This is a genomic window from Microbacterium sp. Be9 (assembly GCF_011754135.1).
GTDB lineage: Bacteria > Actinomycetota > Actinomycetes > Actinomycetales > Microbacteriaceae > Microbacterium > Microbacterium maritypicum_A.
This window is the reverse complement of sequence record NZ_WNWT01000002.1, coordinates 66,519-92,578: the sequence shown is the minus strand read 5'-3', so window position 1 is coordinate 92,578 and position 26,060 is coordinate 66,519. Positions and strand designations below refer to the sequence as shown.

The 26,060-nt window shown below is 68.9% G+C and carries 24 protein-coding genes; 5 read left to right on the top strand and 19 right to left on the bottom strand.

The window, feature by feature from the left end:
• Window positions 1–13: 13 nt before the first annotated feature.
• Window positions 14–940 carry a Bax inhibitor-1/YccA family protein gene (locus GLO27_RS01545; protein WP_021198884.1) on the top strand — a complete coding sequence of 309 codons (927 nt, stop codon included), beginning with the start codon at window positions 14–16 and terminating at the stop codon, window positions 938–940.
• A gap of 168 nt (window positions 941–1,108) precedes the next feature.
• Window positions 1,109–1,381 carry a GlsB/YeaQ/YmgE family stress response membrane protein gene (locus GLO27_RS01540; protein WP_021198885.1) on the top strand — a complete coding sequence of 91 codons (273 nt, stop codon included), beginning with the start codon at window positions 1,109–1,111 and terminating at the stop codon, window positions 1,379–1,381.
• A gap of 79 nt (window positions 1,382–1,460) precedes the next feature.
• Here the strand turns inward: GLO27_RS01540 and GLO27_RS01535 are convergent, their stop codons facing one another.
• Both GLO27_RS01535 and GLO27_RS01530 read right to left on the bottom strand, forming a co-directional pair.
• On the bottom strand, window positions 1,461–2,759 hold the full coding sequence (locus GLO27_RS01535) for an RNA polymerase sigma factor (RefSeq protein WP_167253285.1): 1,299 nt from the start codon (window positions 2,757–2,759) through the stop codon (window positions 1,461–1,463).
• 24 nt (window positions 2,760–2,783) lie between these two features.
• Window positions 2,784–3,212 carry a YciI family protein gene (locus tag GLO27_RS01530; protein WP_029258591.1) on the bottom strand — a complete coding sequence of 143 codons (429 nt, stop codon included), beginning with the start codon at window positions 3,210–3,212 and terminating at the stop codon, window positions 2,784–2,786.
• Between the two features lie 130 nt (window positions 3,213–3,342).
• On the opposite strand from GLO27_RS01530, the gene GLO27_RS01525 reads away from it, so the two are divergent.
• Window positions 3,343–4,008: a DNA alkylation repair protein gene (locus tag GLO27_RS01525; protein WP_021198888.1), complete on the top strand. Its 666-nt coding sequence runs from the start codon at window positions 3,343–3,345 to the stop codon at window positions 4,006–4,008.
• Between the two features lie 120 nt (window positions 4,009–4,128).
• Here the strand turns inward: GLO27_RS01525 and GLO27_RS01520 are convergent, their stop codons facing one another.
• The 3 genes from GLO27_RS01520 to GLO27_RS01510 are packed head-to-tail and all read right to left on the bottom strand — an operon-like array spanning window position 4,129 to window position 7,621.
• Window positions 4,129–5,517: a glycosyltransferase gene (locus tag GLO27_RS01520; RefSeq protein ID WP_167253283.1), complete on the bottom strand. Its 1,389-nt coding sequence runs from the start codon at window positions 5,515–5,517 to the stop codon at window positions 4,129–4,131.
• 8 nt (window positions 5,518–5,525) lie between these two features.
• Window positions 5,526–7,112 (bottom strand): glutamine-hydrolyzing GMP synthase, encoded by a 1,587-nt coding sequence (guaA, locus tag GLO27_RS01515; protein WP_021198890.1) that lies wholly within the window; start codon window positions 7,110–7,112, stop codon window positions 5,526–5,528.
• Complete coding sequence (locus tag GLO27_RS01510) at window positions 7,109–7,621, bottom strand: DUF3817 domain-containing protein (protein WP_021198891.1); 513 nt, start codon at window positions 7,619–7,621, stop codon at window positions 7,109–7,111. Before GLO27_RS01510 ends, guaA begins: the two co-directional genes overlap by 4 nt.
• 120 nt (window positions 7,622–7,741) lie before the next feature.
• On the opposite strand from GLO27_RS01510, the gene GLO27_RS01505 reads away from it, so the two are divergent.
• A complete protein-coding gene (locus GLO27_RS01505) occupies window positions 7,742–8,365 on the top strand; it encodes a glyoxalase (RefSeq protein WP_029266983.1) in 624 nt (207 codons plus the stop codon).
• 70 nt (window positions 8,366–8,435) lie between these two features.
• Here GLO27_RS01505 and GLO27_RS01500 read toward each other — a convergent pair whose 3' ends face one another.
• From GLO27_RS01500 to GLO27_RS01490, 3 genes are all read right to left on the bottom strand, one after another.
• On the bottom strand, window positions 8,436–13,055 hold the full coding sequence (locus GLO27_RS01500) for an ExeM/NucH family extracellular endonuclease (protein WP_167253281.1): 4,620 nt from the start codon (window positions 13,053–13,055) through the stop codon (window positions 8,436–8,438).
• Window positions 13,056–13,292: 237 nt separating this feature from the next.
• Window positions 13,293–14,054: an SURF1 family cytochrome oxidase biogenesis protein gene (locus GLO27_RS01495; RefSeq protein WP_136024565.1), complete on the bottom strand. Its 762-nt coding sequence runs from the start codon at window positions 14,052–14,054 to the stop codon at window positions 13,293–13,295.
• A 59-nt stretch (window positions 14,055–14,113) separates the two neighbouring features.
• Window positions 14,114–15,229, bottom strand: coding sequence for a GuaB3 family IMP dehydrogenase-related protein (locus GLO27_RS01490; RefSeq protein ID WP_021198895.1), 1,116 nt, complete (start codon window positions 15,227–15,229; stop codon window positions 14,114–14,116).
• Between the two features lie 74 nt (window positions 15,230–15,303).
• Between GLO27_RS01490 and GLO27_RS01485 the strand changes: the two genes are divergently transcribed.
• Window positions 15,304–16,389, top strand: a complete 1,086-nt coding sequence (locus GLO27_RS01485) for an FAD-dependent oxidoreductase (RefSeq protein WP_167253277.1) — start codon at window positions 15,304–15,306, stop codon at window positions 16,387–16,389.
• 13 nt (window positions 16,390–16,402) lie between these two features.
• On the opposite strand, the gene GLO27_RS01480 is transcribed toward GLO27_RS01485, so the two are convergent.
• From GLO27_RS01480 to GLO27_RS01430, 11 genes are all read right to left on the bottom strand, one after another.
• Window positions 16,403–18,091, bottom strand: coding sequence for an ATP-binding cassette domain-containing protein (locus GLO27_RS01480; RefSeq protein WP_167253275.1), 1,689 nt, complete (start codon window positions 18,089–18,091; stop codon window positions 16,403–16,405).
• Between the two features lie 97 nt (window positions 18,092–18,188).
• Window positions 18,189–18,740, bottom strand: coding sequence for an OsmC family protein (locus GLO27_RS01475; RefSeq protein ID WP_021198897.1), 552 nt, complete (start codon window positions 18,738–18,740; stop codon window positions 18,189–18,191).
• Window positions 18,741–18,843: 103 nt separating this feature from the next.
• On the bottom strand, window positions 18,844–19,206 hold the full coding sequence (locus GLO27_RS01470; RefSeq protein WP_208323491.1) for a type II toxin-antitoxin system VapC family toxin: 363 nt from the start codon (window positions 19,204–19,206) through the stop codon (window positions 18,844–18,846).
• Window positions 19,206–19,454, bottom strand: coding sequence for an AbrB/MazE/SpoVT family DNA-binding domain-containing protein (locus GLO27_RS01465; protein ID WP_021198899.1), 249 nt, complete (start codon window positions 19,452–19,454; stop codon window positions 19,206–19,208). The genes GLO27_RS01470 and GLO27_RS01465 overlap by 1 nt, the downstream gene beginning before the upstream one ends.
• 33 nt (window positions 19,455–19,487) lie before the next feature.
• Complete coding sequence (locus GLO27_RS01460) at window positions 19,488–21,293, bottom strand: ATP-binding protein (protein WP_167253271.1); 1,806 nt, start codon at window positions 21,291–21,293, stop codon at window positions 19,488–19,490.
• The gene (locus tag GLO27_RS01455) at window positions 21,290–21,637 is read right to left on the bottom strand and encodes a response regulator (protein ID WP_167253269.1); all 348 of its coding nucleotides are present in this window, start codon (window positions 21,635–21,637) and stop codon (window positions 21,290–21,292) included. The genes GLO27_RS01460 and GLO27_RS01455 overlap by 4 nt, the downstream gene beginning before the upstream one ends.
• A complete protein-coding gene (locus GLO27_RS01450) occupies window positions 21,634–21,777 on the bottom strand; it encodes a hypothetical protein (protein ID WP_021198902.1) in 144 nt (47 codons plus the stop codon). Before GLO27_RS01450 ends, GLO27_RS01455 begins: the two co-directional genes overlap by 4 nt.
• Window positions 21,774–23,261, bottom strand: a complete 1,488-nt coding sequence (locus GLO27_RS01445; protein WP_021198903.1) for a glycosyltransferase — start codon at window positions 23,259–23,261, stop codon at window positions 21,774–21,776. The genes GLO27_RS01450 and GLO27_RS01445 overlap by 4 nt, the downstream gene beginning before the upstream one ends.
• Window positions 23,261–23,974: a PHP domain-containing protein gene (locus tag GLO27_RS01440; protein WP_021198904.1), complete on the bottom strand. Its 714-nt coding sequence runs from the start codon at window positions 23,972–23,974 to the stop codon at window positions 23,261–23,263. Before GLO27_RS01440 ends, GLO27_RS01445 begins: the two co-directional genes overlap by 1 nt.
• A complete protein-coding gene (locus GLO27_RS01435) occupies window positions 23,971–24,960 on the bottom strand; it encodes an ATP-grasp domain-containing protein (RefSeq protein WP_021198905.1) in 990 nt (329 codons plus the stop codon). Before GLO27_RS01435 ends, GLO27_RS01440 begins: the two co-directional genes overlap by 4 nt.
• On the bottom strand, window positions 24,960–26,000 hold the full coding sequence (locus GLO27_RS01430) for a response regulator (RefSeq protein ID WP_029258603.1): 1,041 nt from the start codon (window positions 25,998–26,000) through the stop codon (window positions 24,960–24,962). The genes GLO27_RS01435 and GLO27_RS01430 overlap by 1 nt, the downstream gene beginning before the upstream one ends.
• Window positions 26,001–26,060 lie beyond the last annotated feature (60 nt).

Below are 26,060 nucleotides of genomic sequence, written 5' to 3'. Positions count from 1 at the left end.
GTGAGGCCCACCAATGAGCAACTTCGCTTTCAACAACCCTGCTTTCCAGCAGCAGGACCCGCGCAACGTCGCGACGTACCCGGGCGGACCTCAGGCTGCCCAGGGCGCGCAGAACGCCTCGCTCCAGCACGGGGCGATGGACGCTGCGGCCAACGCACAGCTCGAGGGCATGTACGCCGCCCCGCCGGCCGGAGCGATCGAGACCGACCGCATGTCGGTCGAGGACACGGTCTGGAAGACGGCCGGCCTGTTCGGCATCCTGCTCGTCACCGCCGCGATCGGCTGGGTGCTGACCCTCGGCGGCCTGGACGTGCCGCGATATGACCCGTACAACCCCGCGCCCGTCAGCATGCTGCCGTGGATCGTCGGCGCGCTCGGCGGCTTCGTGCTCGCGATGGTCATCACCTTCACGTCGCGCAAGAAGGTCCGTCCCGCGCTGATCTTCGCCTACGCCGCGTTCGAGGGCCTCTTCATCGGTGGCATCTCGGCGTTCTTCGAGGTCATCTACCCCGGCATCGTCTTCCAGGCGACGCTCGCGACCGTCTCGGTCGTCGGGGTGACCCTGGCTCTCTTCGCGAGCGGCAAGATCCGCGCGTCGAAGAAGGCGACGAAGATCTTCATGATCGCGATGATCGGCTACCTGGTCTTCTCGCTGCTGAACCTGGTCCTCATGTGGACCGGAGTGCTGCCCCAGGGCCAGGCCTTCGGCCTGCTGAGCGCCAACATCTTCGGCATCCCGCTCGGTGTCATCATCGGCGTGCTCGTCGTCATCATGGCGGCGTACTCGCTCGTGCTCGACTTCGATCAGATCCAGCAGGGCGTCCGCAACGGTGCTCCCCGCAAGTACGGCTGGCTCGGCGCCTTCGGCATCATGGTCACGGTCGTCTGGCTCTACGTCGAGATCCTGCGCATCATCGCGATCGTCCGCGGCAACAACTGACCGCGCACCGATCCGACCGCGTCGAGAGGCCCGACTCCCCTGGGGAGGCGGGCCTCTTCGCACATCCAGGCATGTGTGCGCAAGGGGTTGGCACGCGAGCAGCGATGTCGGCACTCTGGATACCAGAAGCCCCGGCACCCCGGGGCTCCCGATCCACAGGAGCTGACCATGAGTTTTCTCGGCTTTCTTCTTCTCGGCCTCATCGCCGGAGCCATCGCCAAGCTGATCCTTCCCGGCAAGCAGGGCGGCGGCTGGTTCATCACGCTGCTCCTCGGCGTCGTGGGCGCGCTGCTCGGCGGCTGGCTCGGCAGTCTGATCCTCAACCGTCCGCTCACCGAGTTCTGGGACCTCGGCACCTGGCTCCTCGCCATCGCCGGTTCCATCATCGTGCTCCTGATCTACGGCCTGATCGCCGGTCGCGGCCAGAAGGCGCGCAGCTGACGGCATCCGCCGTCGACGCCACGCGCGTCACCCTGATGCCCGTCCCCTTCGGATGCCTCGTGCACCCGAAGGGGGCGGGTCATTTCTGTGCCCCTCGTGCCTTCCGCTCCAGCAGCGATCTCTCCCGATCATTGCCGGCGAGTCCGGCGGCGACGGTGAACTCGCTCCGGGCTTCCTCCTCGCGCCCGAGCCGACGCAACAGTTCGCCGCGTGTCGCGGGCAGCAGGTGGTAGCCGTGCAAGGCGCCCGAACTCGACAGCTGGTCGATGATGAGCAGAGCGGACGCCGGCCCGGTCGCCATCGCCACCGCAGCCGCTCGGTTGAGCTCGACCACCGGCGACGGAGCGAGCCGCCCGAGCGCCTCGTAGAGCAGCACGATCCGTTCCCAGTCGGTCTCCTCGACAGACGCCGCCACGGCATGGCACTCGGCGATCGCCGCCTGCAGCCCATAGGCACCGCGCCCGCGTCCGAGAGCATCGGCGGTCGCCAGCGATGCACGTCCACGCGAGATGCGGCCACGATCCCAGCGCCGACGGTCCTGATCGGCAAGCAGCACCGGGTCGCCGTGTCGATCAACGCGCGCCCCGAATCGCGCGGCCGTCAGCTCCATCAGCGCCAGCAGGCCGTGCACCTCGGGTTCCTGCGGCATCAGCGCGGCGAGCACGCGCCCGAGACGGATGGCCTCGTCACTCAGCTCGGGGCGCATCCAGTCGGGCCCGCTGCTCGCGGCGTGGGCCTCGTTGAAGATCAGATACAGCACGCCGAGGATCGCACCGATGCGCGGCGCACGCTCCTCGCGGGAAGGCACCTCGAACGGGACGTTGGCGGCGGAGAGCGTCTTCTTCGCCCGCACGATGCGCTGCTGCACGTTGGCGGTCGGCACGAGGAACGCGCGGGCGATCTCCTCGCTGGAAAGCCCACCCACCACCCGCAGCGTCAGAGCGACCTGCGCCTCTTTCGAGAGCACAGGGTGGCAGGAGATGAAGATCAGGCGCAGCACGTCATCATCGACGGCGTCCGGATCCCACAGCAGGTCTCGCCCCTCCCGCTGCTCCTGCTCCAGGTCGTGTGCGAGAAGGGCGACCCGCTCGTCCAGACGTTCCTGTCGACGCCACCGATCGATGGCCTTGCGTTTCGCGACCGCGGTCAGCCAGGCCCCGGCCTTGCGCGGGACGCCGTCGACCGGCCACTGCCGCAACGCATCCACCAGCGCCTCCTGAGCCAGGTCCTCCGCGAGGCCGAAGTCACCGACCATACGCGTCAGAGCTCCGACGATGCGGGCGGACTCGATGCGCCACACGGCGGCGACGGCGCGCTCCGCAGACCCGGTATCGGGAGCGGAACGCGCCGTCTCGCTGTGTGGGGAAGAGTCCGTCACCGCTGTGCCATCACTGCCGTGCCATCACTGCCGTGCCGCGCGCTGAGCTGCTTCCTCGCGCCAGCCCTCTTCCTTCTGGATCCACTCGTTGTCCGCCGGGAAGTCCTCGACGCCGGTCACGCGACGCACCTCGAGGTACGACCCACGTCCGAGAGGTGCGCGACTCGCCCACTCCGCCGCCTCTTCGCGCGTGGGGACCTCGATGATCCAGAAGCCGTTGAACAACTCCTTCGTCTCGCCGTAGGGGCCGTCGGTGATGAGCGGCTTCTCGGTGCTGAAGTCGACCACGAAACCCTCGGCCGCATCGGTCAGGCCCTCGCCCGCGACGAGCACTCCGGCCTTGATCATCGACTCGTTGTACTTGCCCATGGCCTCGATGACCTGCTCGAAGGGCATGTCCTTGTAGGCCTCGACGGCCTCGTCGGTCGCGCGCATGATGAGCATGAACTTCATGATGTTCTCCTTGTTCGAAGGGCCGTCTCTCGACCCTCTCATCAATGACGTCGAACGGGAACGACTCGGATCGACATCATCCCGGAATTCTTTCTGAAGAACTTCTCGGGGCGGTCGTAGACTCGCTCCCGTGACCGCCGCAGACCTCGTACAGAGCATCCGATCCGCGCTCCGTGATGAGGCCGATCCGGAGCTGGCACCCGCGCAGCAGGCGTACATGAAGTCGGCGCTGCCCTTCCTCGGCGTACGTGTTCCCGGGGTGCGAGCCGTGACGCGTGGGCTCGCGCGCGAGGTGACGGACACGGCGGTGTTGCGCGGTACGGCACTCGTGCTGTGGCGGGAGGCGGCATTTCGCGAGGAGCGCTACGCCGCCAGTGCTCTGATGGCTCTGCGTCCGGTGCGAGCCCGACTCGACATGCTCGATGTGCATGAGGAGATGATCCGCACAGGAGCGTGGTGGGATCACGTCGACGAGGTCTCGCATCGGCTCACCGAGACGCTCGATGCGCACCCTGCCGAGATGACGCCGGTGCTGCGGACGTGGTCGCGCGACGACGACTTCTGGGTGCGCCGGGCGAGCATCATCTCCCAGCTCGGACGCAGAGGTGCCACCGATCGCGAGCTGCTCGCCACTGTGATCGAACCGAACCTCGCCGACACCGAGTTCTTCATCCGCAAGGCCATCGGCTGGGCGCTGCGCGAGCTCGGCAAGACCGACCCGGCGTGGGTGCGAGCCTTCGTCGAGTCGCACGAGCTGTCGCCGCTCTCTCGCCGCGAGGCGCTCAAGCTGCTCTAGATCACGCTCCGGTCGCAGTTCCTGCCGCGCGGGCCGCCGTGAGGCGACAGAAAGTGCGACCGGAGCGGTCAGCCGGAGCGGTCAGGCGACGCGGTCAGGCGACGCGGTCAGGCGACGCGGTCAGACGCGACGGGACGGGCGCGCGGCGACGTCGGCGATCGCCGCGGTCAGGGCGTCGAGCGAACGCTGCGGGCTCCAGGCCGCAGCAACCGACGGGGCCTCGGCGCTCAGCGCCGCGAGCCGATCGGGGTCGGTCAGCAGCGCGCGGATCGCCTCGCCCAGCGCCTCGACGTCGCCGCTCGGGACCAGGACGCCACCGCCCTGTTCCAGCACGTCACGGATGCCGTAGCGGGCGTCGTATGACACGACAGGGGTCCCATGCAGGAGTGCCTCGACGATCGACAACGGCTGGCCCTCGAAGGCGGTGGCCGTGACGATCATCGACGCCCGATCGAGCACGGTGCCGGGCGAATCGGTGTAACCCGCGAGCAGCACGCGGTCCCCCGCGCCGAGCTCCTCGATCAGCGCGCGCAGCCGATCCTCTTCGGGCCCGCCGCCCCAGATCTCCATCCGGGTTCCGGCGACGCCCGCGGCGAGGAACGCCCGGATCGCCTGATCGATGCGCTTGCCTGGCGCGAGACGACCGAGCACGACGACGAGCCCGTCTTCGCGGAGGTCGTCCCGATGCTCCACCGGGGCGATCGGGTTCGGCACCACGACATGAGAAGCCGCGGAGCCGAAACGCGCCACGACATCGTCGCGCTGGGTGGTGGTCGGCCAGATGACGGCGTCGAAACGGTCGGTCAGCCGGAACCAGCGCGTCCAGAGCGTGTTCATCGGAGCATCCGGGGTGTACGGCGCCTCCACGTGCATGGTGTGGATCGGGTGGACGATGCGCACACGCGGATCGGACCAGTCGGCGATGAGCTCGCCGAGCTGCCGGGATTCGCAGATCACGACGATGAGACGATCACCGAACGCGTCCGCGACGTGCTCGAGCCAGGCCCGGTAGAGCCCGCGGAACCCGTGCAGCGCCCCGACCACCTCGCCTGCGGCGTCGTGGACGAGAACGGGTTCCTCGGTCAGATGCCAGTCCGGATTGCCGGGGATGATCGGTAGCGCGGCGAACGGCCGGCCGTCGACATCCGTCAGCACGCGGTACTCGACGTCGGGGTCGGCGGTCACCGCGGGGTCGGCGGCAGCGCGCAGCCAATCGGCCGCTCCCCCACCGGAATCCGTGGCCTCGTCGAACAGGTTGCGCATGCGTGAGGGGTCGACGAGCGCCCCCTGCTCCGCGAACGTCCGACGTTGCGCGGCATGATCGGCAGCCGTTCCCGGGTCGAACGTGAGCAGCTGCGGACCCGCCCCCTCCGCGACCCCGGCCTCGGCGAGCTGCCGGGCACGTGTGAGCGTCGCGATCGTGTAGCCGCCGTCCATGCCCGGGATCAACCGACTGGACAGCACCACGTACTCGGCGTCGGGAAGCACCGGCGCCGCACCGGGGAGCATGGCGCTCCCTACTCCCACTCGATCGTTCCCGGCGGCTTCGACGTGACATCGAGCACGACGCGGTTGACGTCGCGCACGCCGTTCGTGATGCGGTTCGAGATCTTCGACAGCACGTCATACGGCAGACGCGTCCAGTCGGCGGTCATGGCGTCTTCGCTCGACACCGGGCGCAGCACGATCGGGTGGCCGTAGGTGCGGCCGTCGCCCTGCACACCCACCGAGCGCACGTCGGCGAGCAGCACGACGGGGCACTGCCAGATCTCCTGGTCGAGGCCGGCCTTGGTCAGCTCCTCGCGGGCGATGGCGTCGGCCTCACGCAGAATCTCGAGACGGTCAGCGGTGACCTCACCGATGATCCGGATACCGAGGCCGGGCCCCGGAAACGGCTGGCGTCCGACGATCGCCTCGGGGATGCCGAGCTCGCGACCGATCGCGCGGACCTCGTCCTTGAACAGGGCGCGCAGCGGCTCGATCAGCTCGAAGTCGAGGTCGTCGGGAAGGCCGCCCACGTTGTGGTGCGACTTGATGTTCGCCGTGCCCGCACCACCGCCGGACTCGACGACGTCGGGGTAGAGCGTGCCCTGCACGAGGAACTTCACGGGAGCGCCGCCCGAAGCCTTGGCCTCGGCGACCAGGTCGAGCTGCACCTTCTCGAACGCACGGATGAACTCGCGTCCGATGATCTTGCGCTTCTCTTCCGGGTCGGTCACCCCCTGGAGGTGGCCGAGGAAGGTCTCTGCCGCGTCGACCGTGATCAGACGCACGCCGGTGGACTCGACGTAATCCTTCTCGACCTGCTCGCGCTCGCCCTTGCGGAGGAGGCCGTGATCGACGAAGACCGCGGTGAGCTGGTCGCCGATGGCCTTGTGCACCAGTGCCGTGGAGACGGCGGAGTCGACACCGCCGGAGAGCGCGGAGATGACCCGAGCGTCGCCCACCTGCTCGCGGATGCGCTCGATCTGCTCGGCGATCACGTTGCCGCTGTTCCAGTCGGACGCGAGGCCCGCGCCCTTGTGCAGGAAGTTCTCGAGCACGCGCTGACCGTGGTCCGAGTGCTTGACCTCGGGGTGCCACTGCACGCCGTAGAAGCCGCGCTCCTCGTTCGCGAACGCCGCGACCTTGGTCGCATCCGTCGTCGCGAGCACGTCGAAGCCCTCGGGGGCCTTGGCGACCTGGTCGCCGTGGCTCATCCAGACGTTCTGCTCGGCCGGCTGACCGCCGAGCAGCGTCCCGCCGTCGCCGGTGATCACGGCATCCGTGGCGCCGTACTCGCGCAGACCGGTGTTCGCGACCTCGCCGCCCAGCGTCTGGGCCATGTACTGGAAGCCGTAGCAGATGCCGAGGGTCGGCACCCCGAGGTCGAAGACCGCCGGGTCCAGCTTCGGCGCTCCCTCCTCGTACACCGACGAGGGGCCTCCGGAGAGGATGATCGCGACCGGGTTCTTGGCGGCGATCTCCTCAGCCGTGGCGGTGTGCGGCACGATCTCGCTGTACACACCCGCCTCGCGGACGCGGCGGGCGATCAGCTGCGCGTACTGCGCGCCGAAGTCGACGACGAGCGCAGGACGCTGCTGGGTCTCGGACTGTTCGGTCAACGGACACCTTCCGGGGCGGGGGCGGAGGCCTCGGCGGCCTCTCTGGTGGCGAGATAGGTCTTGACTTCACGGGCGACGACGGCCTCCATGAAGAACGACAGCAGCGGCACGACGCCGCCGAGCGCGAGCAGGATGAAGCGCGGGAACCGCCAGCGCATCAGGCTCCACATGCGGAAGCACGCGAAGAGGTAGACGACGTAGAACCAACCGTGCGCCACGAGGATGAACAGCGACAGGTTGAATCCGTCGCCCAGCGAGGTCATCTCGCAGGAGTTGGTCATCGGGGCGAACAGCGACCACCACTGGCAGTCGGGCCCGGCGAGCACGCCGGCGAACCAGAGCGGTCCTCCGGAGCCTCCCATGAAGAGCTCGAGGTGGATCGGCGTGTACTTGAGCACCATCTCGGTCAGCAGCAGGAGCAGCATGACTCCTGTGATGATCGACGCGATCTGGTAGAACTTCAGCGCACCGCGGATCGCCGGAAAGCTGGCGACTTTCGGTTCGGGCATGCGTCCAGTCTAGCCGCCGGGAAATCGTGTCGAATCCGGGCACCATCGTGCGGAGAGAGCGCTGCGCATCGGTCAGGAATCGAGAAGCACGCGGGAAGACGCGCTCGTAGCGTCGTCGACATGAACACCACGATCGATTCCCTCACCCTCGACGTCCCCGACGTGGACGCCGCCCGCTCGTTCTACGCGCACGCGTTCGACCTCGGCGATCGCCTGCGATTCCGCACCGCGGATGCCGACACCACCGGCTTCCGCGGCTACACCCTGTCGCTCGTCGTCTCCCAGCCTGCGAATGTGCGTGCACTCGTGGATGCCGCGGTCACCGCCGGCGCCACGGTGATCAAGCCCGTGTCGAAGTCGCTGTGGGGCGTCGGCGGCACGATCCAGGCCCCGGACGGCGCGATATGGAAGGTCGCGACCTCGGCGAAGAAGGACACCGCTCCCCCGAGCCGGACGGTCGACGAGATCATCCTCCTGCTCGGAGCGGACGACGTCGTCGCATCGAAGACCTTCTACACGGAGCGCGGCATCCCGGTCGGCAAGAGCTTCGGCCGCAGCTATGTGCAGTTCGACACCGGAGCCGGCCCGATCGGCCTCGGCCTGTACCGGCACGCATCCCTCGCGAAGGACGCGGGCGTGCCCGCCGAAGGATCCGGCTCGCATCGGATCACGGTCAACGGCGTGCTCGGCGCTGCGGTCGACCCCGACGGATTCGTGTGGGCTCCCGTCGCAGTCGACGCCTGAATCCCGGACGACGTGGCGAAGGCCGCCGGGAGAGTCCCGACGGCCTTCGCCTGTGTCATCCCCTACCCGATCAGAACCACCGGGTCAGCAACTCCCAGAGCCAGTCGAGGATCGCACCGATGATGCCGCCGGCACGGTTGACGGTGACCGTGGCGGTCGCCGCGTCTCCATCGGCCTGCGACGCCGCCACGGTGTACTTGCCCGACGGGGCGCTCTTCGGCACGGTGACCGAGGTGCTGAACGTACCGTCGGCGCCGACCTGGACGGTGCCGACCTGCACCGGCTTGCCCTTCTTCGGGCGCAGCTCGATCGACACGGTCTCGCCGGGCACGTAGCCCTCACCGGTGACCTTGAGGCTCTTGCCCGCGGTCACCTTGGACGAGCCGAGGGCGATCGTGCCGGCGAACTCGGCTTCTCCCTCGATCGTGAACGGCACCTGCACCGTAGTTCCGGTACCGGCGACGTTCACGGTGAGCACCTGCTCGCCGAAGACACCGGACGGAACCGTGAAGGTCAGGCTGGCGCGCCCGCCCTCGTCGGTGGTGTCGACGACCGCCGGGTCGACCGCACCGGCCGCGATCTGCGTGTCGCCGAGCGACAGCGACACCTCACCCGGAGCCGGCTCGCCCGCGCTGAAGGCCAGCGAGGAGAGCGACACGGTCACCTGGTCTCCGGCGCTGTAGCCGTCGGCATCCGCGGGGCTGACCGCCACGCCGACCGCGCGCTGGGCGTAGTCGGGGCTCGCGGTCTTGTTCGCGTCGAACCAGTCGACCATGGACTGCAGGTCGACCTTGCCGGTGTCGCGCTTGCCCGTGCCCTCCTTGAAGGTGAAGAAGTTGTCTCCACCGGCCGCGAGGAACGAGTTGGCGGCGACCGTGTAGTTCTTCGCCGGATCGAGCGGGGCACCGTCGAGGGTGATCGAGGTGATCCGCGAACCCTGCGCTGCGGCGGGATCGTAGGTGTAGACCAATCCCTTCGAGACTCCGAGCTTCAGGAACGGACGAGCCGAACCTGCCGGCTGCCACTGCTCCTCGAGCACGCCCTTCAGCTGCGCCCCCGTGAGCGTCAGCGTCACGAGCGTGTTGGCGAACGGCTGGACCGTCGCCGCTTCACGGTAGGTGACGTTGCCGTCGGGGTCGGACGCGCCGGCCGACGCGTACGTGAGGTTCGCCCGGATGCCGCCCGGGTTCATGATCGCCACATCAGCGCCCGTGGACCACTTCTGCACATCGGCGACGAAGTTTCCGATGGTGGACTCGCCACCGCGGTTCTCGGATCCGTTCGTCTGACGCGCGCGGTTGAAGTCGGCCGTGATGTCGCCGACCTTGATCGCACCCAGCACATCGGCCTCGGCCTTCGCCTTGGCCACGATGTCCGCGACCTCGGGGACGGCCGGGTAGAGCGGCTTGCCCCCAGCGGTGAGGGGCTTGATCTCGTTGGTGATCGAGATCAGGTCCTTCGTCTTCGGGTCGACCTTGATGTTCATCAGGCCCAGGTTCTCGCCATACTGCCCCGCGGAGACGACCGGGCGGCCGTCGATCACGTGGTTGTAGGCGAGGTGGGTGTGCGCCGACACGATGGCGTCCACGTCGTCATCGACCCCGTAGACGATCTCGCCGAGGGGCGAGTCCGGCGTGATGCTGGAGAGCTCGACGCTGGACGCGCCTTCGTGCACGAGCAGGATGACGACATCCGCCTCGCCGTTGGACTCATCGCCGTCGCGCAGGTCGTCGGCCACCGCGTTCACGGAATCGACGATGCTGCGGACCTCGAGGTCCTTGATGCCCTCGGGCGAGACGAGCGAATCGAGGTCTTCGGTGACCGCACCGACGAAGCCGACCCGCACGCCGTCGAGCTCCTTCACCCAGGCCGGTGCGAGCGCGGGCTCGCCGGTCTCGGTGACGAACACGTTCGAGGAGATGTACTCCCAGTCCGCGCGCTCCTGCACGCGATCACGCAGGTCTTCCCAGCCCTGATCGAACTCGTGGTTGCCCGCCGCACTGACGTCGAGGCCGGCCGCGTTGAGCGCGTCGATCGTGGGGTTGTCGTCGTTGATGAACGAGGTGAACGTCGACGCGCCGATCAGGTCGCCGGCACCGGCGAAGATCGTGTTCGGGTTCGCCTCACGGAACTGCTTGACCGCACCGGCCAGGACCGCCGCACCCGCCGCAGCGCCGTCGGCCTCGATCCGACCGTGGAAGTCGTTGACCGTGACGACGTCGATGCTCACCGGCGGGATCTCCGAGGAGACGCCGACGATGATGGGGTCGTGGTCGCTGGAGCGGTAGGGCGTTCCCTGCTCGGTGGCGCCGAACGCGTAGCCGCGGTCGCTCCATTCCGGGGAGTTGATGCCCCACACGCCCGCACCGGTGATCGACGAGGCGAGCGACGGCGACGCGATCACGTGGTCGAGCGAGCCGAGCTCGCCGTCGAACGAGTACGTGTACTGGCCGGAGGCCTTGTCGGCGACCAGGTCGCTCCACCCGTTCGAGGTGAACACGTCGATCGGATCTTCCTTGCCATAGGCGTTGAAGTCGCCGATCAGCAGCATGTCACCGCTGCCGGTCGTCTGCTCGAGCTGGTCGGTGAAGGCGAGGATGGCGTTCGCCTGCTTCACGCGGTCGGCGTTGAAGAAGCCCTGTCCGTCGGCCGGCTCCGCTCCTGCTCCCTCGGGCGGCGACTTCGACTTCAGATGGTTCGCGACGACGGTGACGACGCGGCCGTCGATGTCGAACGCCTGCGCGATCGGCTCGCGGGCGTTGCCCCACACGGTCTCGTCGGTGACGGTGACGCTGTCTCCGACCCGCTTGACCGCATCCTTCTTGTAGATGATCGCGTTGGTGATGAAGTCGGTCGTCGCCGCGTTGTTCAAGGCGGCGGGAGTGGGCACGTAGCCCCACACGTCGCTGCCGGCGTCGGCGTTGAGGCCGGCGACGAGGTCCTTGAGGGCGGTGTCGATGGGCTTGCCCAGCTTGACCGAGTTCTCGATCTCCATGAGCGAGACGATCTCGGCGTCGAGCCCGTTGATCGCCGCGACGATCTTGGACTTCTGGATCGCGAACTGCGCCGCGTTCGCCGCACCTCGGGCGTTGGAGTTCTCGCTCTTCAACGTCGTGAAGTAGTTGTAGACGTTGAAGGACGCGACCTGGACGTCGCCGCCCACGGACGGCGCGCTGTCGGTGCGCGGGTTCGTCGCCTCGAAGCCGACCTTGAGGTCGGCCGACGAGGAGTCGTCGATCGGCACGACCGGCTGCAGGCGCCAATCGTTGAAGCCCCACTGCAGCACGTAGCCGTTGTCGCCGAAGTCGACGGTGTCGCCGTTGCGGACCACCGTGTCCTTCGTGAAGTAGGGCTGCTCGCCGGGGTGGCCGCTGTTGGACACCTGGATCGACCAGCCGTCGTCCAGCAGGATGCGGTTCGCCCGGTTCGCCGCGGCGATCGCGGCAGCCTCGGCGCCGGGACGCGTGGTCTCGGTGCTCTTCACGGCGAGTGCGTCACCGGCATTCAGCCAGAGCGTGCCGAAGTTGAAGAGCTGGTGGCTGGAGGCGAGACGGTAGGTCCCCTCCGGAGCCACGTACATGTTCTCGAACTGCTCGCGGTCGGCTCCCTGCACCGCGGCGGGCAGCGGTGTGACGGCGGGAACACCGACGCCTGCCGTGACGACGGAGACGTCGGCGGCCGCGGCCGGGTTGATCTGCGTCTGTCCGAAGTACTCGCTCACAGAGCCCGTCACCGAGACGAGGTCGCCGATCGCGAGGGTCGGGTTCAGCGCGTTCAGGAAGACGAAGACGCCATCCGAGGCACCGGGCGTCGCGTCCGTCGCGCCGCCGGAGCCCTGGGTCTGGATCACGATGCCCTTGTAGCCGCCGGTGCGGTAGTCGGCAGTGACCACGCCCTCGACCTGCACGGTCTGCCCGTTCAGCGGCGAGACGTCGGTCGTGCCCTGGACCTCGGCGATGGTGGCCGTGGTCGGATCCGTGCCCGGACCGGTGCCAGGGTCGGTGTCGCCGGAGTTCTGCGGGGTGATCGTGGGCGAGAGCGTGAAGTCGGCGCTGTTGACGTCGGTGTCGACGCCGCCTGTGCGGTTGAGCGACTTGACGTCGGTGTTGCCGGAGGGCGCGGTGGCCGCCGTGCCCTCGAAGGTGTTCGAGGTGCCGTAGCCCAGCAGGTCGACGACGCCGTCGACGCCGACGGCCGAGCCCGGCGTGAGGCTCACAGCCGCGGTGCCCTCGACGAGCGCGAGTGTACCGTTGGTCCCGCTCGGGGTCAGGGTGCTGACGGCATCCGGTGCGGGCAGCTCGGCACCGTTCGCGCCGTTGCTGTTGCCCTGCACCAGGTAGTAGCCGCCGGCGGGGATGACGCCGGTGAGCGGAGCCACGCCGTTGAACGCGGCCGTCCCGTTCGCCGAGCGGTACTGCAGCGACATGCCGTCGAGGGTGATCGGAGCCGAGGTGGGGTTGTACAGCTCGACGAACTTGTTCTTGAACGCCGCTCCCGCGCTGCCGCCGGAGAGATACGCCTCGTTGATCACCACCCCTGTGCCCGAGGTGTCGGCGGTGGCGGGAACGGCGGCCAGCGAGCCGAGGCTCAGCGCGGCGACACAGGTCACGGCGAGAGCGCCGATGCGCCCTCGACTTCTACGGTGCGAGACGGGAGCCATGCGGTTCCCCTCGTCTGGAGCGGACATCATCGGTGCGGTCTCCTCGGTCGGGTTCGACACTTCTCAGGACTGTCACGGCACACAGGGGAAACTCCCAGCGTGCTCACATGGTTGCGAGCATACGGAGCGGTCCGGACATCCTCAACGGAGTTTTCCGATTCGTCATCGAGCGATCACCGGATGGCCGGAACGACCCCTGACGAAGGTCACTACCCACACACGATGGCGCACAATTGCGCACATGAACGCGCGCGGATGCGCGTGAGATCAGGCGGTGGTGCCGCCCTGCGCCTCGTCCTCGAACTCCTCGACCTCGCGCTCCCAGGCATCCTTCGCGAGGCGATACCAGAGATAGAACGCGAAGCCGGCGAAGATGGCCCACTCGACCGCGTAGAAGACGTTGAGCCAGTTGACGGGAGACATCTCATCGGGTGCCGGCGAGGAGATGTCGACCAATCCTGCCGTCGCCGTGGTCGAGGCGAGGTAGGGACGGTAGACGTCGAGTTCCTCGACATCGTGCCAACGGCTGAGGAGCGCGGCCGGCGACATGCGATCCAGCCGCTGCGGATCGGAGTGCGGCGGTACACGGGGACCCTCGTCCGAGATGATGCGTCCGGTGACCTCGACCTCGGAGCCGTCGGCGCCGGCTTCCAGTTCTTCCACGGCCGCGTCAGCCGTCTGCTGATCGGGAGCCCAGCCGATCGCGACGGCGATGGAGGTGCGCTCGGCGACCCGCAGCTGACCGGTGACCCAGTAGCCCTCGACATCGTCGTTGAAGCGGCTCGACACCACGATGAAGTCCCCGGGAACCCAGGTGCCGGTGGTCTCGACCCGCTGACCCACGAGCGGCTCGGGCAGATAGGCGCCCGGCTCGAGGACGTCGGTGAGCTGCTGGACCTGCTCGGTGGCTCCGGGAGCGGGCGGATCGGTCTCGATCGCGCGCTCCAGCTGCCACTGTCCGAGCCAGGCGAAGACCCCGGCCACGAGGAGGCAGAGCAGGAGCATCCCGATCCAGCGTCCCCGCAGCATGACCTCGCGGAGAGTCGGGGGGAACAGAGCAGGAGTGGTCACGGTGGAGCGCAGGACCCTCAGGCCTCGTACGGTGCGAGCACGACCTCGACCCGCTGGAACTCCTTGAGGTCGGAGTATCCGGTGGTCGCCATCGACTTGCGCAGCGCACCGATGAGGTTCGCGGTGCCGTCTGCCACGGGCGCCGGGCCGTAGAGGATCTCTTCGAGCGTGCCGATGCCGCCGACCTCGACACGGTGGCCGCGCGGCAGCTTGGGGTGATGCGCCTCGGGCCCCCAGTGGAAACCGTGGCCCGGTGCGTCGGTGGCACGGGCGAGCGCGACACCGAGCATGACCGCGTCGGCGCCCATCGCGAGAGCCTTGACGATGTCGCCGGACGTGCCCACGCCGCCGTCGGCGATCACGTGCACGTAGCGTCCGCCGGACTCGTCGAGGTAGTCACGGCGAGCGGCGGCGACGTCGGAGACTGCCGTCGCCATCGGCGCGTGGATGCCGAGGGTGGCGCGCGTGGTCGACGCCGCTCCCCCGCCGAAGCCGACGAGCACACCGGCGGCGCCCGTGCGCATCAGGTGGAGGGCCGCGGTGTAGGTCGCGGCACCGCCGACGATGACGGGCACGTCGAGGTCGTAGATGAACTTCTTGAGGTTGAGGGGCTCTGCGACACTCGACACGTGCTCGGCCGACACCGTGGTGCCGCGGATCACGAAGAGGTCGACGCCGGCGGCGGCGACGGTGTCGTAGTACTCCTGAGTGCGCTGCGGGGTGAGGGACCCTGCGACCGTGACGCCCGCTTCGCGGACCTCGGCGAGGCGACGGGTGATGAGCTCGGGCTTGATCGGCTCGGAGTACAGCTCCTGCATCCGCACCGTGGCCCCGGCATCGTCGAGACCCGCGATCTCCGCGAGCAGCGGCTCGGGGTTCTCGTAACGCGTCCACAGGCCCTCGAGGTCGAGGACCCCGAGTCCGCCGAGCTGACCGAGCATGATCGCGGTCTGCGGGCTCACGACCGAGTCCATCGGCGCGCCGAGCACCGGGATCTCGAAGCCGAAGGCGTCGATCGTCCAGGCGGTGGACACGTCCTCCGGGTTGCGCGTGCGCCGCGAGGGCACCACCGCGATGTCATCGAACGTGTACGCGCGGCGTGCACGCTTTCCTCGGCCGAGCTCGATCTCCATGGTCACCCCACCAGCCTACCCGGCGGCCGGACGGGCCCGTGCTGGAAGACTGGCTCCGAGACCGGGAGGACGACATGAGGACCGAGACCGTGGACGTCGTGGTGGTGGGCGGCGGCGTGATGGGGCTGGCGACGGCGTGGGAGCTGGTGCGACGAGGACGTCCTCCCGTCGTGGTCGACCGGTTCGCACGCGGCCATCATGAGGGCGCTTCGCACGGGGCGACCCGCAACTTCAACAACGCGTACGACGAGGATCACTACCTCGATCTGCTCGTGCGCGCCCGCGCCGGGTGGGATGCACTGGGTGACGTCGACGGCGAGCCGCTCCTGCGCCTGCACGGACTCGTCACCCATGGCCACCCCGACCTCGCCGCGGTGCACGCGGGGCTCGACGCCCGCGGCATCCCGAGCGCGGTACTCTCCCCCGCCGAGGCGAGCGCCCGGTGGCCGGGGATGCGCTTCGACGGCGACGTGCTGTGGTCCTCCGACGCCGGAATCGTGCGCGCGACGGAAACACTCCGCGAGCTGGAACGGCGGATCGTCGCCGGGGGCGCAGAGGTGCGCTGGAACATGCCGGTCGCGCACATCGACGAGCACCGGGACGGCGCCGCGGTCGATCTCGCCGACGGCAGCCGGCTGCGTGCGGAGATCGTCATCGTGACCGCCGGCGCGTGGACGCAGAAGCTCCTCGCCCGCTTCGGCCTGCCGCGACTCGCCGTCACCGAAGAGACGCCGGCGCATTTCCGGCCGCTGACCGACGCGACCTGGCCCTCGTTCAATCACTACGTCGATCCCGCGGCATACCCTGCCACCGTCTACGGCATGCCGACGCCCGGCGAAGGCGTGAAGGTGGGTTTCCACCGCGTGGGAGATGTGGTCGACCCGGACGCCCGACCGCACCTGCCCACGCATCAACGCGCGCTGGCGGACTACGTGCGCGAGTGGATGCCGGGGCTCGACGCCGCGTCCGCCGTGCCGATCAGCTGCACGTACACCTCGACCGACGACGGGACGTTCGTGCTGGATCGCCGGGGCCGGATCGTGGTGGGCGCCGGATTCTCCGGTCATGGCTTCAAGTTCGCCCCGGGCGTCGGCGGGATCCTCGCCGACCTCACGATGGACCCCACCGCGCGCGCCGCTGCGCCCTTCCGGTTGCCCTGATCCGCGCCGGACGTCAGCGTGTGCGCGCCACCCGCTTCTCGTCCCACACCGGCTCGTCGGATTCGTACACGTCCCCGTCCGATCCGAACACCAGGAACCGGTCGAACGATCGCGCGAACCAGCGGTCGTGGGTGACGGCGAGCACGGTCCCCTCGAATCGCGCCAGCGCGTGTTCGAGCGCCTCGGCCGACTCCAGGTCGAGGTTGTCTGTCGGCTCGTCCAACAGCAGCAGCGTCGCCCCGGAGAGCTCCAGCAGCAGCACCTGGAACCGCGCCTGCTGTCCACCCGAGAGCGAATCGAACGTCTGCTGAGCCTGCCGCACGAGGCCGTACCGGTCGAGCGCCGAGCTCGCGGCATCACGCGGCATCCCGGCGCGTCGATCGTCGCCGCGGTGCAGGATCTCGAGCAGCGTGCGTCCGACGAACTCCGGATGCGCATGCGTCTGCGCGAACAGGCCGGGTACCACGCGCGCACCGAGTGCGGCTGTGCCGGTGTGCTCCACCGCGCTCAGCTGCTCGCCGGTCGAGGTGACATGGCCGAGCGTCGCATCGGGATCGCTGCCGCCGTGCGCCAACAGCCGCAGGAAGTGCGACTTCCCCGATCCGTTCGAGCCCAGCACGGCGACCCGGTCGCCGTACCAGACCTCGGCATCGAACGGACGCATGAGCCCGGTCAGCTCCAGCCGCTGCGCGACCACCGCCCGCTTGCCCGTGCGCGCGCCGCGCAGTCGCATGTCGAACTCCTGCGCGGGCGGCCGCTCCTCGGGCGGGCCGGCTTCCTCGAACTTGCGCAGACGGGTCTGCGCCGCCTGATACCGCGACGCGAAACCGTCGTTCGCCGAGGCTTTCACCTTGAGGTTCGCCACCAGGGTGCGCAGCTTCTCGTGCTGCTCGTCCCAGCGCCGGCGCAGCTCGTCGAGCCGGTCCATCCGGTCGGTCCTCGCCTGCTGGTAGGTGCCGAAGCCGCCACCGTGCACCCAGGCCGTCGCGCCGGCTCCCCCGGGTTCGAGGGTGATGAGCCGATCGACCGCACGAGCGAGCAGCTCGCGGTCGTGCGACACCAGCAGCACGGTCTTGGGCGTCTGACGCAGTTGTTCCTCGAGCCAGCGCTTGGTGGGCACGTCGAGGTAGTTGTCCGGCTCGTCGAGCAGCAGCACCTCGTCGGGCCCCCGCAGCAGCGCCTCGAGCGCGAGCCGCTTCTGCTCACCCCCGGAGAGCGTGGTGAGCTCGCGATACCGCGCCCGCTCGTACGGCACCCCGAGGGCAGCGATCGTGCACTGGTCCCAGACGGTCTCGTGCTCGTAGCCTCCGGCATCCGCGTACTCGGCGATCGCCGACGCGTAAGCCATCTGCGTGTCGTGCTCATCGCGTTCGATCAGCGCGTTCTCCGCCGCCTCGAGCCCTTCGGCCGCCGTGCGGATGCGTGCAGGAGCGACCCGCACCAGGAGCTGCTGGACGGTCTCGCCCGCCTCACCGTGACCGACGAACTGGTCCATCACGCCGAGTCCGCCGTCGATCGTCACCACGCCGTCATCGGCCGTCTGATCGCCGCGGATGATGCGGAGCAGGGTGGTCTTGCCCGCGCCGTTCGGGCCGATCAGCGCGCTCGTCGAGCCGGCGCCGACGCGAAAACTCGCCTCGTCGAGAAGAGGTCTGCCGTCGGGGAGCGTCAAGGAGACGCTGGATACATCGATAGAGCCCACGGTGCGTGGCCGTCCTTCCGCCCGCGCATGCCGAGCCGACCAGGCTATCAGCAGGAGCGGGCATGCTCCACACCGCGGCCGGAGATGCTCCGAACGGTCAGACCAGAACGCTCGACGTCGGCACGGGAGCGGCGAAGAGATCGAGCACGGGGCAGTGCGCGTCGACGACGGTACGCAGGTTCTCGTACTCCTCCGGGGTGTTCGGGCCGGTGATGTCGACCGCCACCCGCACGTCGTGGAATCCTGCACGCCCCGACTCGTCGAGGCCGAACAGCTTGCGCACGTCGAGGTCACCCTCCGCAGTGATCTCGATCCCGTCGATCGTGAGCCCGAGAGCCTGGGCGTAGAGCCGGTACACGACCACCTGACACGAGACGAGCGCACCCAGCGCATACTCGACCGGGCTGGCCGCCACGTCGTCACCCGCGAGCGCGCCCGGCTCGTCGACGATGAAGCGGTGCTTGCCTGCGCGGATCTCGGTCGCCACGGAGCCGATGCCGCGCCCAGTGACCCGATACGTCAGCCGGGCATTGGCGTCGTCCGCTGCGATCCGGTCGTTCCACGCCGATCCGGCGTCGGTGAGGCGCTGCGCGCGCTCGGGCGGTGTGACATCGGCGACACCGGCGAGCTGGTCCTGGAGAAGAGTCATGGCCCGACGGTAGCGGCCATCCCGCGTGCGCTGCCGGCCATTCGTCATCCGGCTTCACACCGGGACACGCAGCGTCACGACGCCGAGAAGTTCTCCGCTCGGGTCAGCGTCGCAGCTGCTCGATGCGCTCGGACTCGCCCCACGCGCGGTCCGCCGTGAGAACGGGCATGTCGAGACGTCGCGCGAGTGCGAGACACAACCGATCTCCGAGTGAGAGCCCGCTCCCGCGCTCCCATGACTCCGCGGCGGCTTCGGCGTCGCGCTGAGACACGGGTTCCACCCGCACTCGATAGCTGAGCAGCAAACCGGAAGCGACCTCCCAATCGGCACCGGATGCGCGCACCTTCTGCGCGAGCTCCGACCAGTTCGCCGCTCCGATCACCGACTCATCGAGGACTTCCTCGACCCGATCGGCGCCCGGGTCTCCCTGCAGGAACGCGAGGAGCGCTGACGCGTCGACCACCATCACGCAGCCGCGTCCTCGGAGTTCGCTGATCTGCGTCGCTCTGCAAGAAGGGACTCGAGGGCGTCCTTCCCTTCCAGCTGCGACCTCACCAGCGCCTTGGCTTGCTCCCGGGTGACGAGAATCACGCCTCCCGCCGTCTCGATCATGAGCAGGGGAACCCCCTGCTCCCAGTGCTGACGGGCACGGAGCTCGGCGGGGACCACCAGGCGCCCACGGTCGCCCATCGGTGCAACGAATGTGGTACCCATGCCCCGAGAGTACCCTCCGGCTCGATGAGGGACTCAGTCGGGCCGGCTCAGGCTCATCAGCACTTCGGTGCGAGGCGCTGCCGGCAGGAAGAAGCGGAACTCCGTCCCGACACCCTCCTGACTCGTCACGTCCATCGTCCCCCCATGCGCCAGCACGATGGCCCGGGTGATCGTGAGGCCGAGCCCCACCCCCGGTACCGCGTTGCGCGTCGCGGTCGATGCACGGAAGAAGCGGGTGAAGAGCATCCCCTGCTCGTCCTCCGGAATGCCCACTCCGGTGTCCGCGATCGAGAACTCCACGCCTCCGTCGAGCGTCCGCACTCGAGCGGTGACCGTACCGCCTCGCGGCGTGAACTTGATGGCGTTCGAGAGCAGATTGTCGATGGCCTGCCCGATGCGACCCGCGTCGACGAAGACGGGGATCGCATCCGCCCCGACTTCGGCCACGAGATCGATGCCCTCGCGCTGCGCATGCGGCCCGGCCGACGTCACGGCCGATCGCACCAACTCGGCGACGTCGGTCTCCTCGCGCTCGAGCGGGAACCGCCCCGACTCGACCTGCGCCGTGAAGAGCAGGTCGCCCACGAGGTTGAGCAGACGCTGCGCGTTGCGCTCGATGATGCCGACGAACTCCTGCTGGTCATCGGTGAGCGGCTGCCCCGGATCGTTCTGGAGCAGATCGAGGAAGCCGATGATCGCGCTGAGAGGCGTGCGGAGCTCGTGCGAGATCATCCCCACGAACTCATCCTTCATGCGGGCGACCTCGACGGCCCTGGTCTCGTCGGTCAGCACGAAGAGGTAGCCCTGCTGTGCGCCGGCGCCGTCCTTGTGCGGGCTGACCGTCACGCGTGCCGGAACCGTGGTGCCCCCTGCCGTGACCACCTCGATGTCGCTGTCCACCGTCGACCCGGCATCGGCCTGCGCGAACAGCGCTTCGATCCCGGCGGCGAGCTCGGCATCCCGCGGAGGATTCCCCCGCACGACCTGCGCGTCCTGCGCGTTCTCCGCGGCGAGCATCGAGAGCGCGGCGGTGGAGAAGAAGCGATCGATGCGCACGTCGCGGAGCGCCTCGTCGACCGGCAGCCCGAGAAGCCGCACCGCGCCGGGGTTCCACGCCGTCACGATGCCGCGCCGATCCGTGGCAATCACCGCCTGTGCCGTGATGGACGACCAGAGGCTCTCGAACGAGTCGAGCAGCTCACGGTACTGACGCTCCTTGTCGCGCAGCTGCACGATCATCGCGACGTTCTCCGACAGCGCCCTGGTGCGTTCGGCGACGAGCTCCTCCGCCTGCTCCACGCGCATGCGCTGCTGTCTCGAGAGCTGGTTGATGACCGCCGCCACCGCCGAGAACACGAGCGGTCCGACCACGCCGCGCAGCCATTCGACCGAGGTCTCGGGCGGGTCGGTGAAGTACGGCATGAGCAGGGCGATCGAGGTCAGCCCGCCGACCACGAACACCCAGCGGATTCCGGGCGCCGCGGCCAGCCAGACCACGGGGAGGAGCACGAGCGAGGAGAAGAGCGAGGTGGCGCCGCCGGTGCCGGTGCGGAAGAGGCCGAGCCCGGCGATGTCGACGATGGGGATGAGGAGGACGGCCCACCCGTCGATCGTGCCGCGCGCGGTGAGCACGGCGGCGAACGCGGTCGCCGCGAGGACCACCGCGATTCCCGCCACGGCCGGTGCGACGTGCGTGATCGGCAGGTCGGGGACCCACCAGGTCAAGATCGCCGCGATGACGGTCGCGATGACCGTCGGCGCCTGCTTGAGCAGCGGGCTCGGGTTGTCGAAGACCTGATACCAGCGGTTCTCCGCCCGGTCGAGCGGAGTCGCCCTCATCGCCGCACCGTCCCCACGATGGCGTGCAGGTCGGAGCCGGTGATCGGCTTCGGCAGGGCGGCATCGGCCGGCGGATAGTCGGCGGCGTCGAGCACGGAGCTGATCACGAGGAAGCACTCGGGGAACCGCTCCCGGACCAGCCGCGCGCACTCCTGACCCGAGATGCCGGGGAGGATGAGGTCGAGCACGGCCAGCACGGGATCGATCTCGGGGAACGCCGCGATCGCCGACTCCGCGTCGCGGGCGATGAACACGTCGAAGCCCTCACGATCGAGGTATCGACGCAGCAGGGCGGCCTGGTCGGGAGCGTCCTCGACGACGAGGGCCAGCGGCCTCCCGGTCATCGAAGGAACAGCTCTCGCACGACGACGATGATGACGACGACGACCAGGGCGAGCAGGGCTTGAGGGATCAGTCGCCGCTCTCGTCGGGCGTCCGCGGCGATCTCCTCGACTTCGGCATCGTGCGACGGGGTTGCGGTCATGAGTCGACACGTCCGATCTTCTCGGTCTTGATCCAGGAGGCGTCGGCTCGACGCCATTCTTTGATGTAGGAGTCCACGGTGATCGCACACAGCAGCGACCCGTAGCCGCAGATGTACAGCAGCAGACCGGCGAAGAACCGTCCACCGGGAAGAGGCTCCACCGCGCGCGCCAGCCAGATGCCGAGCATCGAGATCGGGCCCCACAGGTAGAAGATCACGGCCCAGACGAAGCGGGATTGATCCGTCAGCCCCAGCCCGACGGCGGTCAGGAGCGATTCGAACGCCCAGGGGAAGAGGGCGATCGCCATCAGGATCAGGGCACCGAGCCCCGGGAACATGATCGCCTCGCGCCAGGAATGTCTGCCGGTCCGCGGGTCGAGCTGCACGGAGTAGAGCATCGAGAAGAGGTAGATGCAGGCCGCGGAGATCCACATGAAGCGGAAGACGAACTCGGCGATGTCGCTGTGCAGGACGAGCAGTGCGAGCATCCCCGCAGCCGCGAGCAGCATGAAGGCGGGCAGCAGCAGGATCGTGAACCAGGCCAGCCCGAAACCGAAGCTGCCCAGGTTGTGTTCGCGGCTCGGGCGGAACCAGAGCTTGCGGTAGATCGAGGTCAGCTGCACGTTGCCCCGCGCCCAGCGCAACCGCTGCTTCCACAGGCTGTCGATCGTGCGCGGCTCCTCGGCCAGCACGACCGCGTGCGGCTCGAAGACCATCCGACGTCCCTTGAGCTGACCCTCGAAGGTCGTCATGGTGTCTTCGGCGAGCGTGCCCGTCGGGATGCGTCCCCCGATGGCCTCGAGGTTCGCCCGCGAATGCAGCTGCGCGCCACCGGCGAGGCAGGCGATCGCACCGCCCACGTTCTGCACCCGGCGGGCGGAGAGCTGGCCGATCACGTACTCGATCGCGATGAACCGGGTGAGGTAGTTGCGGTCGCGGCTGCCCTCAGCGATGTACGCCGTCACCGCGCCGACCTTCTCGTCGGCGAGGTGCCTGGTGAGCTTGCGCAGCGAGTCGCGCGCGAAGATCACGTCCGCATCCATGATGAGCACCGCTTCGGTCCACGAGTCGGCGAGGACCACATCGAGACCGTGGTTGAGCGTGTGCGCCTTGCCCTCGCCACCCTTCTCGCGCCGCAGGTGCACGACGCGACCCGGATGGGCCTGCGCCTTCGCGCCGACGATCGCCGGGGTGTCGTCCGTGGACGCATCGTCGACGACGAAGACCCGGAGGCGTTCGGCGGGATACTCCAGCTGCAGCAGTCGTTCGATGGCCGGACCGATCACCGCGCCTTCGTTCCAGGCCGGGATGATGACGGCGACGTGCGGGTGGTACGGCGCCGCCTTGCCGTAGTGATTGCGGAACGCGTGCAGCGGCAGCACGAGGAACTGCAGCCCGGTATTGATCACGGGCAGCGTTCCCACCAGCACGCAGAGCAGGAGGACGATGACCAGCACGGCCTCCAGCACCGAGAGATCCGTCATCACGACACCTCCATCGCGTCGAGCAACGCGATCACCCGGGAGTATCGGCCGACCTCCGAGGCGTCATGACTGTCGGTGGAGGCGACGATCTCGCCGCCGACGCGCCGCAGGGCGGTCAGTGCCGGGACGCCGGGGCACCCCCACTTCTCGTTGACCTCGACGAGGGTGTCGGTCTCGGCGGCGGCCCGGGCCCAGGCTTCCGTCCGCTCCGGGCCGAGATCGTCTTCAGACAGGCCGATCTTCGGCAGGATCGAGAAGCAGTGCGCGAGCTGGTTCCCCGGGTACCGGCGCATCGTGGCGACGAGCGCCTCGACGAGCTGATCGAGCACATCGTCGGTCGCCCAGCCGGCGGCGATCCGCTCCCGGACCGCCGAGGGCCCGAGAGGACCGGCCGCACCGGGGAACTGATGATCGGCGATGAGGATGCGGTCGATCCCGTCCGGGAGCGTCGGGATGTCCAGCGTTCCCGCGGCGTCGAGGATCTTCGCCTCCACTCCCGTGAGCACCGCGAGACCATCCGGCACCCGGAGGGCCCGCACCGCAGCGAGGTACTCCGGCACCCAGGTGGTGCCCTGTCGCACGTGATCGACCAGACGCAGAGTGGTGAGTCCCGCGGCCGCTGCCGCCTCGACGTTCTGGGCGAGCGTCGATACGGCATCGTCCGAGAACGTCGAGTGGACGTGGTGATCGCCGCGAAGCAGAGCGTGGCTCACAGCTCCTCCTGATGCCCTGCATGGGCGGAGACCAGCACGTCTTCGATCTCGACGATCACGTCCTCCAGGAAGCGCACGGAAGCGACCTCACGGAACGGTACCTGCACCGGCAGCTCGCGCCCCAGGAACAGGTCGGCCACGAGCGACGGGATGTCGACGCCCGCGGCTATCGTCAGCGGCAGGGCCCCGGGAAAGCGCGGATTGACCTCGAGCAGCACGGCACGACCGGTGCGATCGCGCCGCAGCTGCACGTTTGCGACGCCGACCAGTCCGATCGCACGCGCGATCGATGCCGCCGTCTCCTCGAGCTCCGGGTCGCGGACGGTGCGCCCGGCGATCGCCACGCCGGAATCGACCCGGGCACGGGTGCGGGGCACGGCCGCGACGACGTTGCCGGCGGCATCCGCGATGACGTCGACCGAGTACTCCTCCCCCGGGAGGAAGTCCTGCACGATGAGTCCCTCGTCCGTCGGCAGCGCCTCGAGAGCCGCGCGATCGGGGACGAGCCGCACGCCACGGCTTCCCGCGCCTTGACGCGGTTTGGCGAAGACCGGGAACTCCCAGTCGACGGCCTCGGCGTCACGTCCGGCGAGAACCGTGCGCGGGGTGTGTCCGGTCGGCGCGCAGCGCTCGGCGAGCGCGAGTTTGTCGAGCGCGGTGTTCAGGGTGTCCGCCGACGGAGCGGCCAGGACAGCGGGGGCCAGCTCCTCCCGACGCTCGGCGAGCGCGATGAGCTCGACGTCGACGGTCGAGATCACCAGGTCGAGGCCGTCTTCCGCGGCCAGGCGGGCGATCGCCGGTACGAAGTCGGCGTCCCTTCCCGGCGGCACCAGACGCCGCTGCGCCGGTGGAACCAGGTAGATGCCGCTCGCCCAGCCATCCATGTCGGCGGCGAACACGGTCAGATCGGATCGGCGCAGCAGCGACCGGATCACCGCCACTCCTGCCGGTCCCCCGGCACCGGTCACCAGCACCCGCTTGGTCATCAGCTCTCCCGTCGCGTGAGTTCGTGGGCGCCGATGAACTCGGCGGTCTCGCGGACCACTTCGAGAGGTTCGACCGCGGTGCCTCCGCCGAACCTCGACCAGTACCGGGCCGTTGCGGTGACGAACTCGGGCGCCAGGTAGTCGCGGCTCGCGGTCTGCGATCCGAAGCGCTCCAGCAGCCGCAGCTTCTCGTCGAGGTAGTGGTCGATGCGCACGAACCTCGTGGGACGGAAGTCGATCGTGGAGGACGGGCTCTGGTAGCAGGCAACGGTGCCCACGCGCCGCGTCGCGACGATGGTGGCCTCGCTCACGGCGCGGTGATCCTGATGGCGGTCGTGACTCGAATGCGTGTAGACGATCGTCGGCTGGATCTCCTGCACGACCTCTTCGATGATCCGCACCGTGGAGCCGCCTCCGGAGATCTCCGTGTCGACGAGGTCCTTCAGGAACAGACGGGCGCCCAACATGTCGGCCGCGGCCAGGGATTCGTTCTGACGGCTGTCGGCGTCGCCCCCTCTGGCCCCGCGGGAGAGCGTGAGGATGGTGATCTCATCGTGAGCCGCGGCGTGCGCCGCGAGCAGCCCGCCGACGCCGATCTCGACGTCGTCGGGGTGCGCACCGATCGCGAGCACCCGCTCGGGCTTGCGCGCCTCTTCACGGCGTCGCCGCCCCTCTTCGACGAGACGGGTGACCGCCTCCACGAGCTTGCCGTTGTCGAGCGGCTTGGTGAGGAACTCATCCGCCTGCGCCCGCAGAGCAGAGACGGCGTACTCCACCGAGACGTGGGCGGTCATCACCACGACCGGAACCGAGGGAACCGTCTTCCGCAACTCGGCGAGCAGTTCGAGCCCGTTGAGTCCCGGCATCTCGATGTCGGTGACGACGACGTCCGGACGCACTTCGGCGACGCGCTCCACAGCCGAACGGCCGTCTTCGGCGACGTCGACGATGCAGCCGGCTCGCCGCTCGAGCACGGTCTTCACGAGCAGGGCGACGTCCGGATCGTCATCGACGACGAGAACGCGAGGGGATTCCTCCATGTACAGCTCTCCTTGGGGAGGTTCCCTGACCGATGGGGGTCGGTCACGCGATCTCGATGC

What these genes read in the sequence shown, in the direction of transcription:
- GLO27_RS01475 (WP_021198897.1), bottom strand. Translation starts at nt 18,740, where the DNA reads ATGACTCTTCTCCAGGACCAGCTCGCCGGTGTCGCCGATGTCACACCG.
- GLO27_RS01530 (WP_029258591.1), bottom strand. Translation starts at nt 3,212, where the DNA reads ATGAAGTTCATGCTCATCATGCGCGCGACCGACGAGGCCGTCGAGGCC.
- GLO27_RS01490 (WP_021198895.1), bottom strand. Translation starts at nt 15,229, where the DNA reads ATGGAGATCGAGCTCGGCCGAGGAAAGCGTGCACGCCGCGCGTACACG.
- GLO27_RS01455 (WP_167253269.1), bottom strand. Translation starts at nt 21,637, where the DNA reads ATGACCGGGAGGCCGCTGGCCCTCGTCGTCGAGGACGCTCCCGACCAG.
- GLO27_RS01450 (WP_021198902.1), bottom strand. Translation starts at nt 21,777, where the DNA reads ATGACCGCAACCCCGTCGCACGATGCCGAAGTCGAGGAGATCGCCGCG.
- GLO27_RS01435 (WP_021198905.1), bottom strand. Translation starts at nt 24,960, where the DNA reads ATGACCAAGCGGGTGCTGGTGACCGGTGCCGGGGGACCGGCAGGAGTG.
- GLO27_RS01465 (WP_021198899.1), bottom strand. Translation starts at nt 19,454, where the DNA reads ATGGGTACCACATTCGTTGCACCGATGGGCGACCGTGGGCGCCTGGTG.
- GLO27_RS01545 (WP_021198884.1), top strand. Translation starts at nt 14, where the DNA reads ATGAGCAACTTCGCTTTCAACAACCCTGCTTTCCAGCAGCAGGACCCG.
- GLO27_RS01445 (WP_021198903.1), bottom strand. Translation starts at nt 23,261, where the DNA reads ATGACGGATCTCTCGGTGCTGGAGGCCGTGCTGGTCATCGTCCTCCTG.
- GLO27_RS01470 (WP_208323491.1), bottom strand. Translation starts at nt 19,206, where the DNA reads ATGGTGGTCGACGCGTCAGCGCTCCTCGCGTTCCTGCAGGGAGACCCG.
- GLO27_RS01505 (WP_029266983.1), top strand. Translation starts at nt 7,742, where the DNA reads ATGAACACCACGATCGATTCCCTCACCCTCGACGTCCCCGACGTGGAC.
- GLO27_RS01430 (WP_029258603.1), bottom strand. Translation starts at nt 26,000, where the DNA reads ATGGAGGAATCCCCTCGCGTTCTCGTCGTCGATGACGATCCGGACGTC.
- GLO27_RS01485 (WP_167253277.1), top strand. Translation starts at nt 15,304, where the DNA reads ATGAGGACCGAGACCGTGGACGTCGTGGTGGTGGGCGGCGGCGTGATG.
- GLO27_RS01510 (WP_021198891.1), bottom strand. Translation starts at nt 7,621, where the DNA reads ATGCCCGAACCGAAAGTCGCCAGCTTTCCGGCGATCCGCGGTGCGCTG.
- GLO27_RS01495 (WP_136024565.1), bottom strand. Translation starts at nt 14,054, where the DNA reads ATGCTGCGGGGACGCTGGATCGGGATGCTCCTGCTCTGCCTCCTCGTG.
- GLO27_RS01460 (WP_167253271.1), bottom strand. Translation starts at nt 21,293, where the DNA reads ATGAGGGCGACTCCGCTCGACCGGGCGGAGAACCGCTGGTATCAGGTC.
- GLO27_RS01520 (WP_167253283.1), bottom strand. Translation starts at nt 5,517, where the DNA reads ATGCTCCCCGGTGCGGCGCCGGTGCTTCCCGACGCCGAGTACGTGGTG.
- GLO27_RS01500 (WP_167253281.1), bottom strand. Translation starts at nt 13,055, where the DNA reads ATGATGTCCGCTCCAGACGAGGGGAACCGCATGGCTCCCGTCTCGCAC.
- GLO27_RS01540 (WP_021198885.1), top strand. Translation starts at nt 1,109, where the DNA reads ATGAGTTTTCTCGGCTTTCTTCTTCTCGGCCTCATCGCCGGAGCCATC.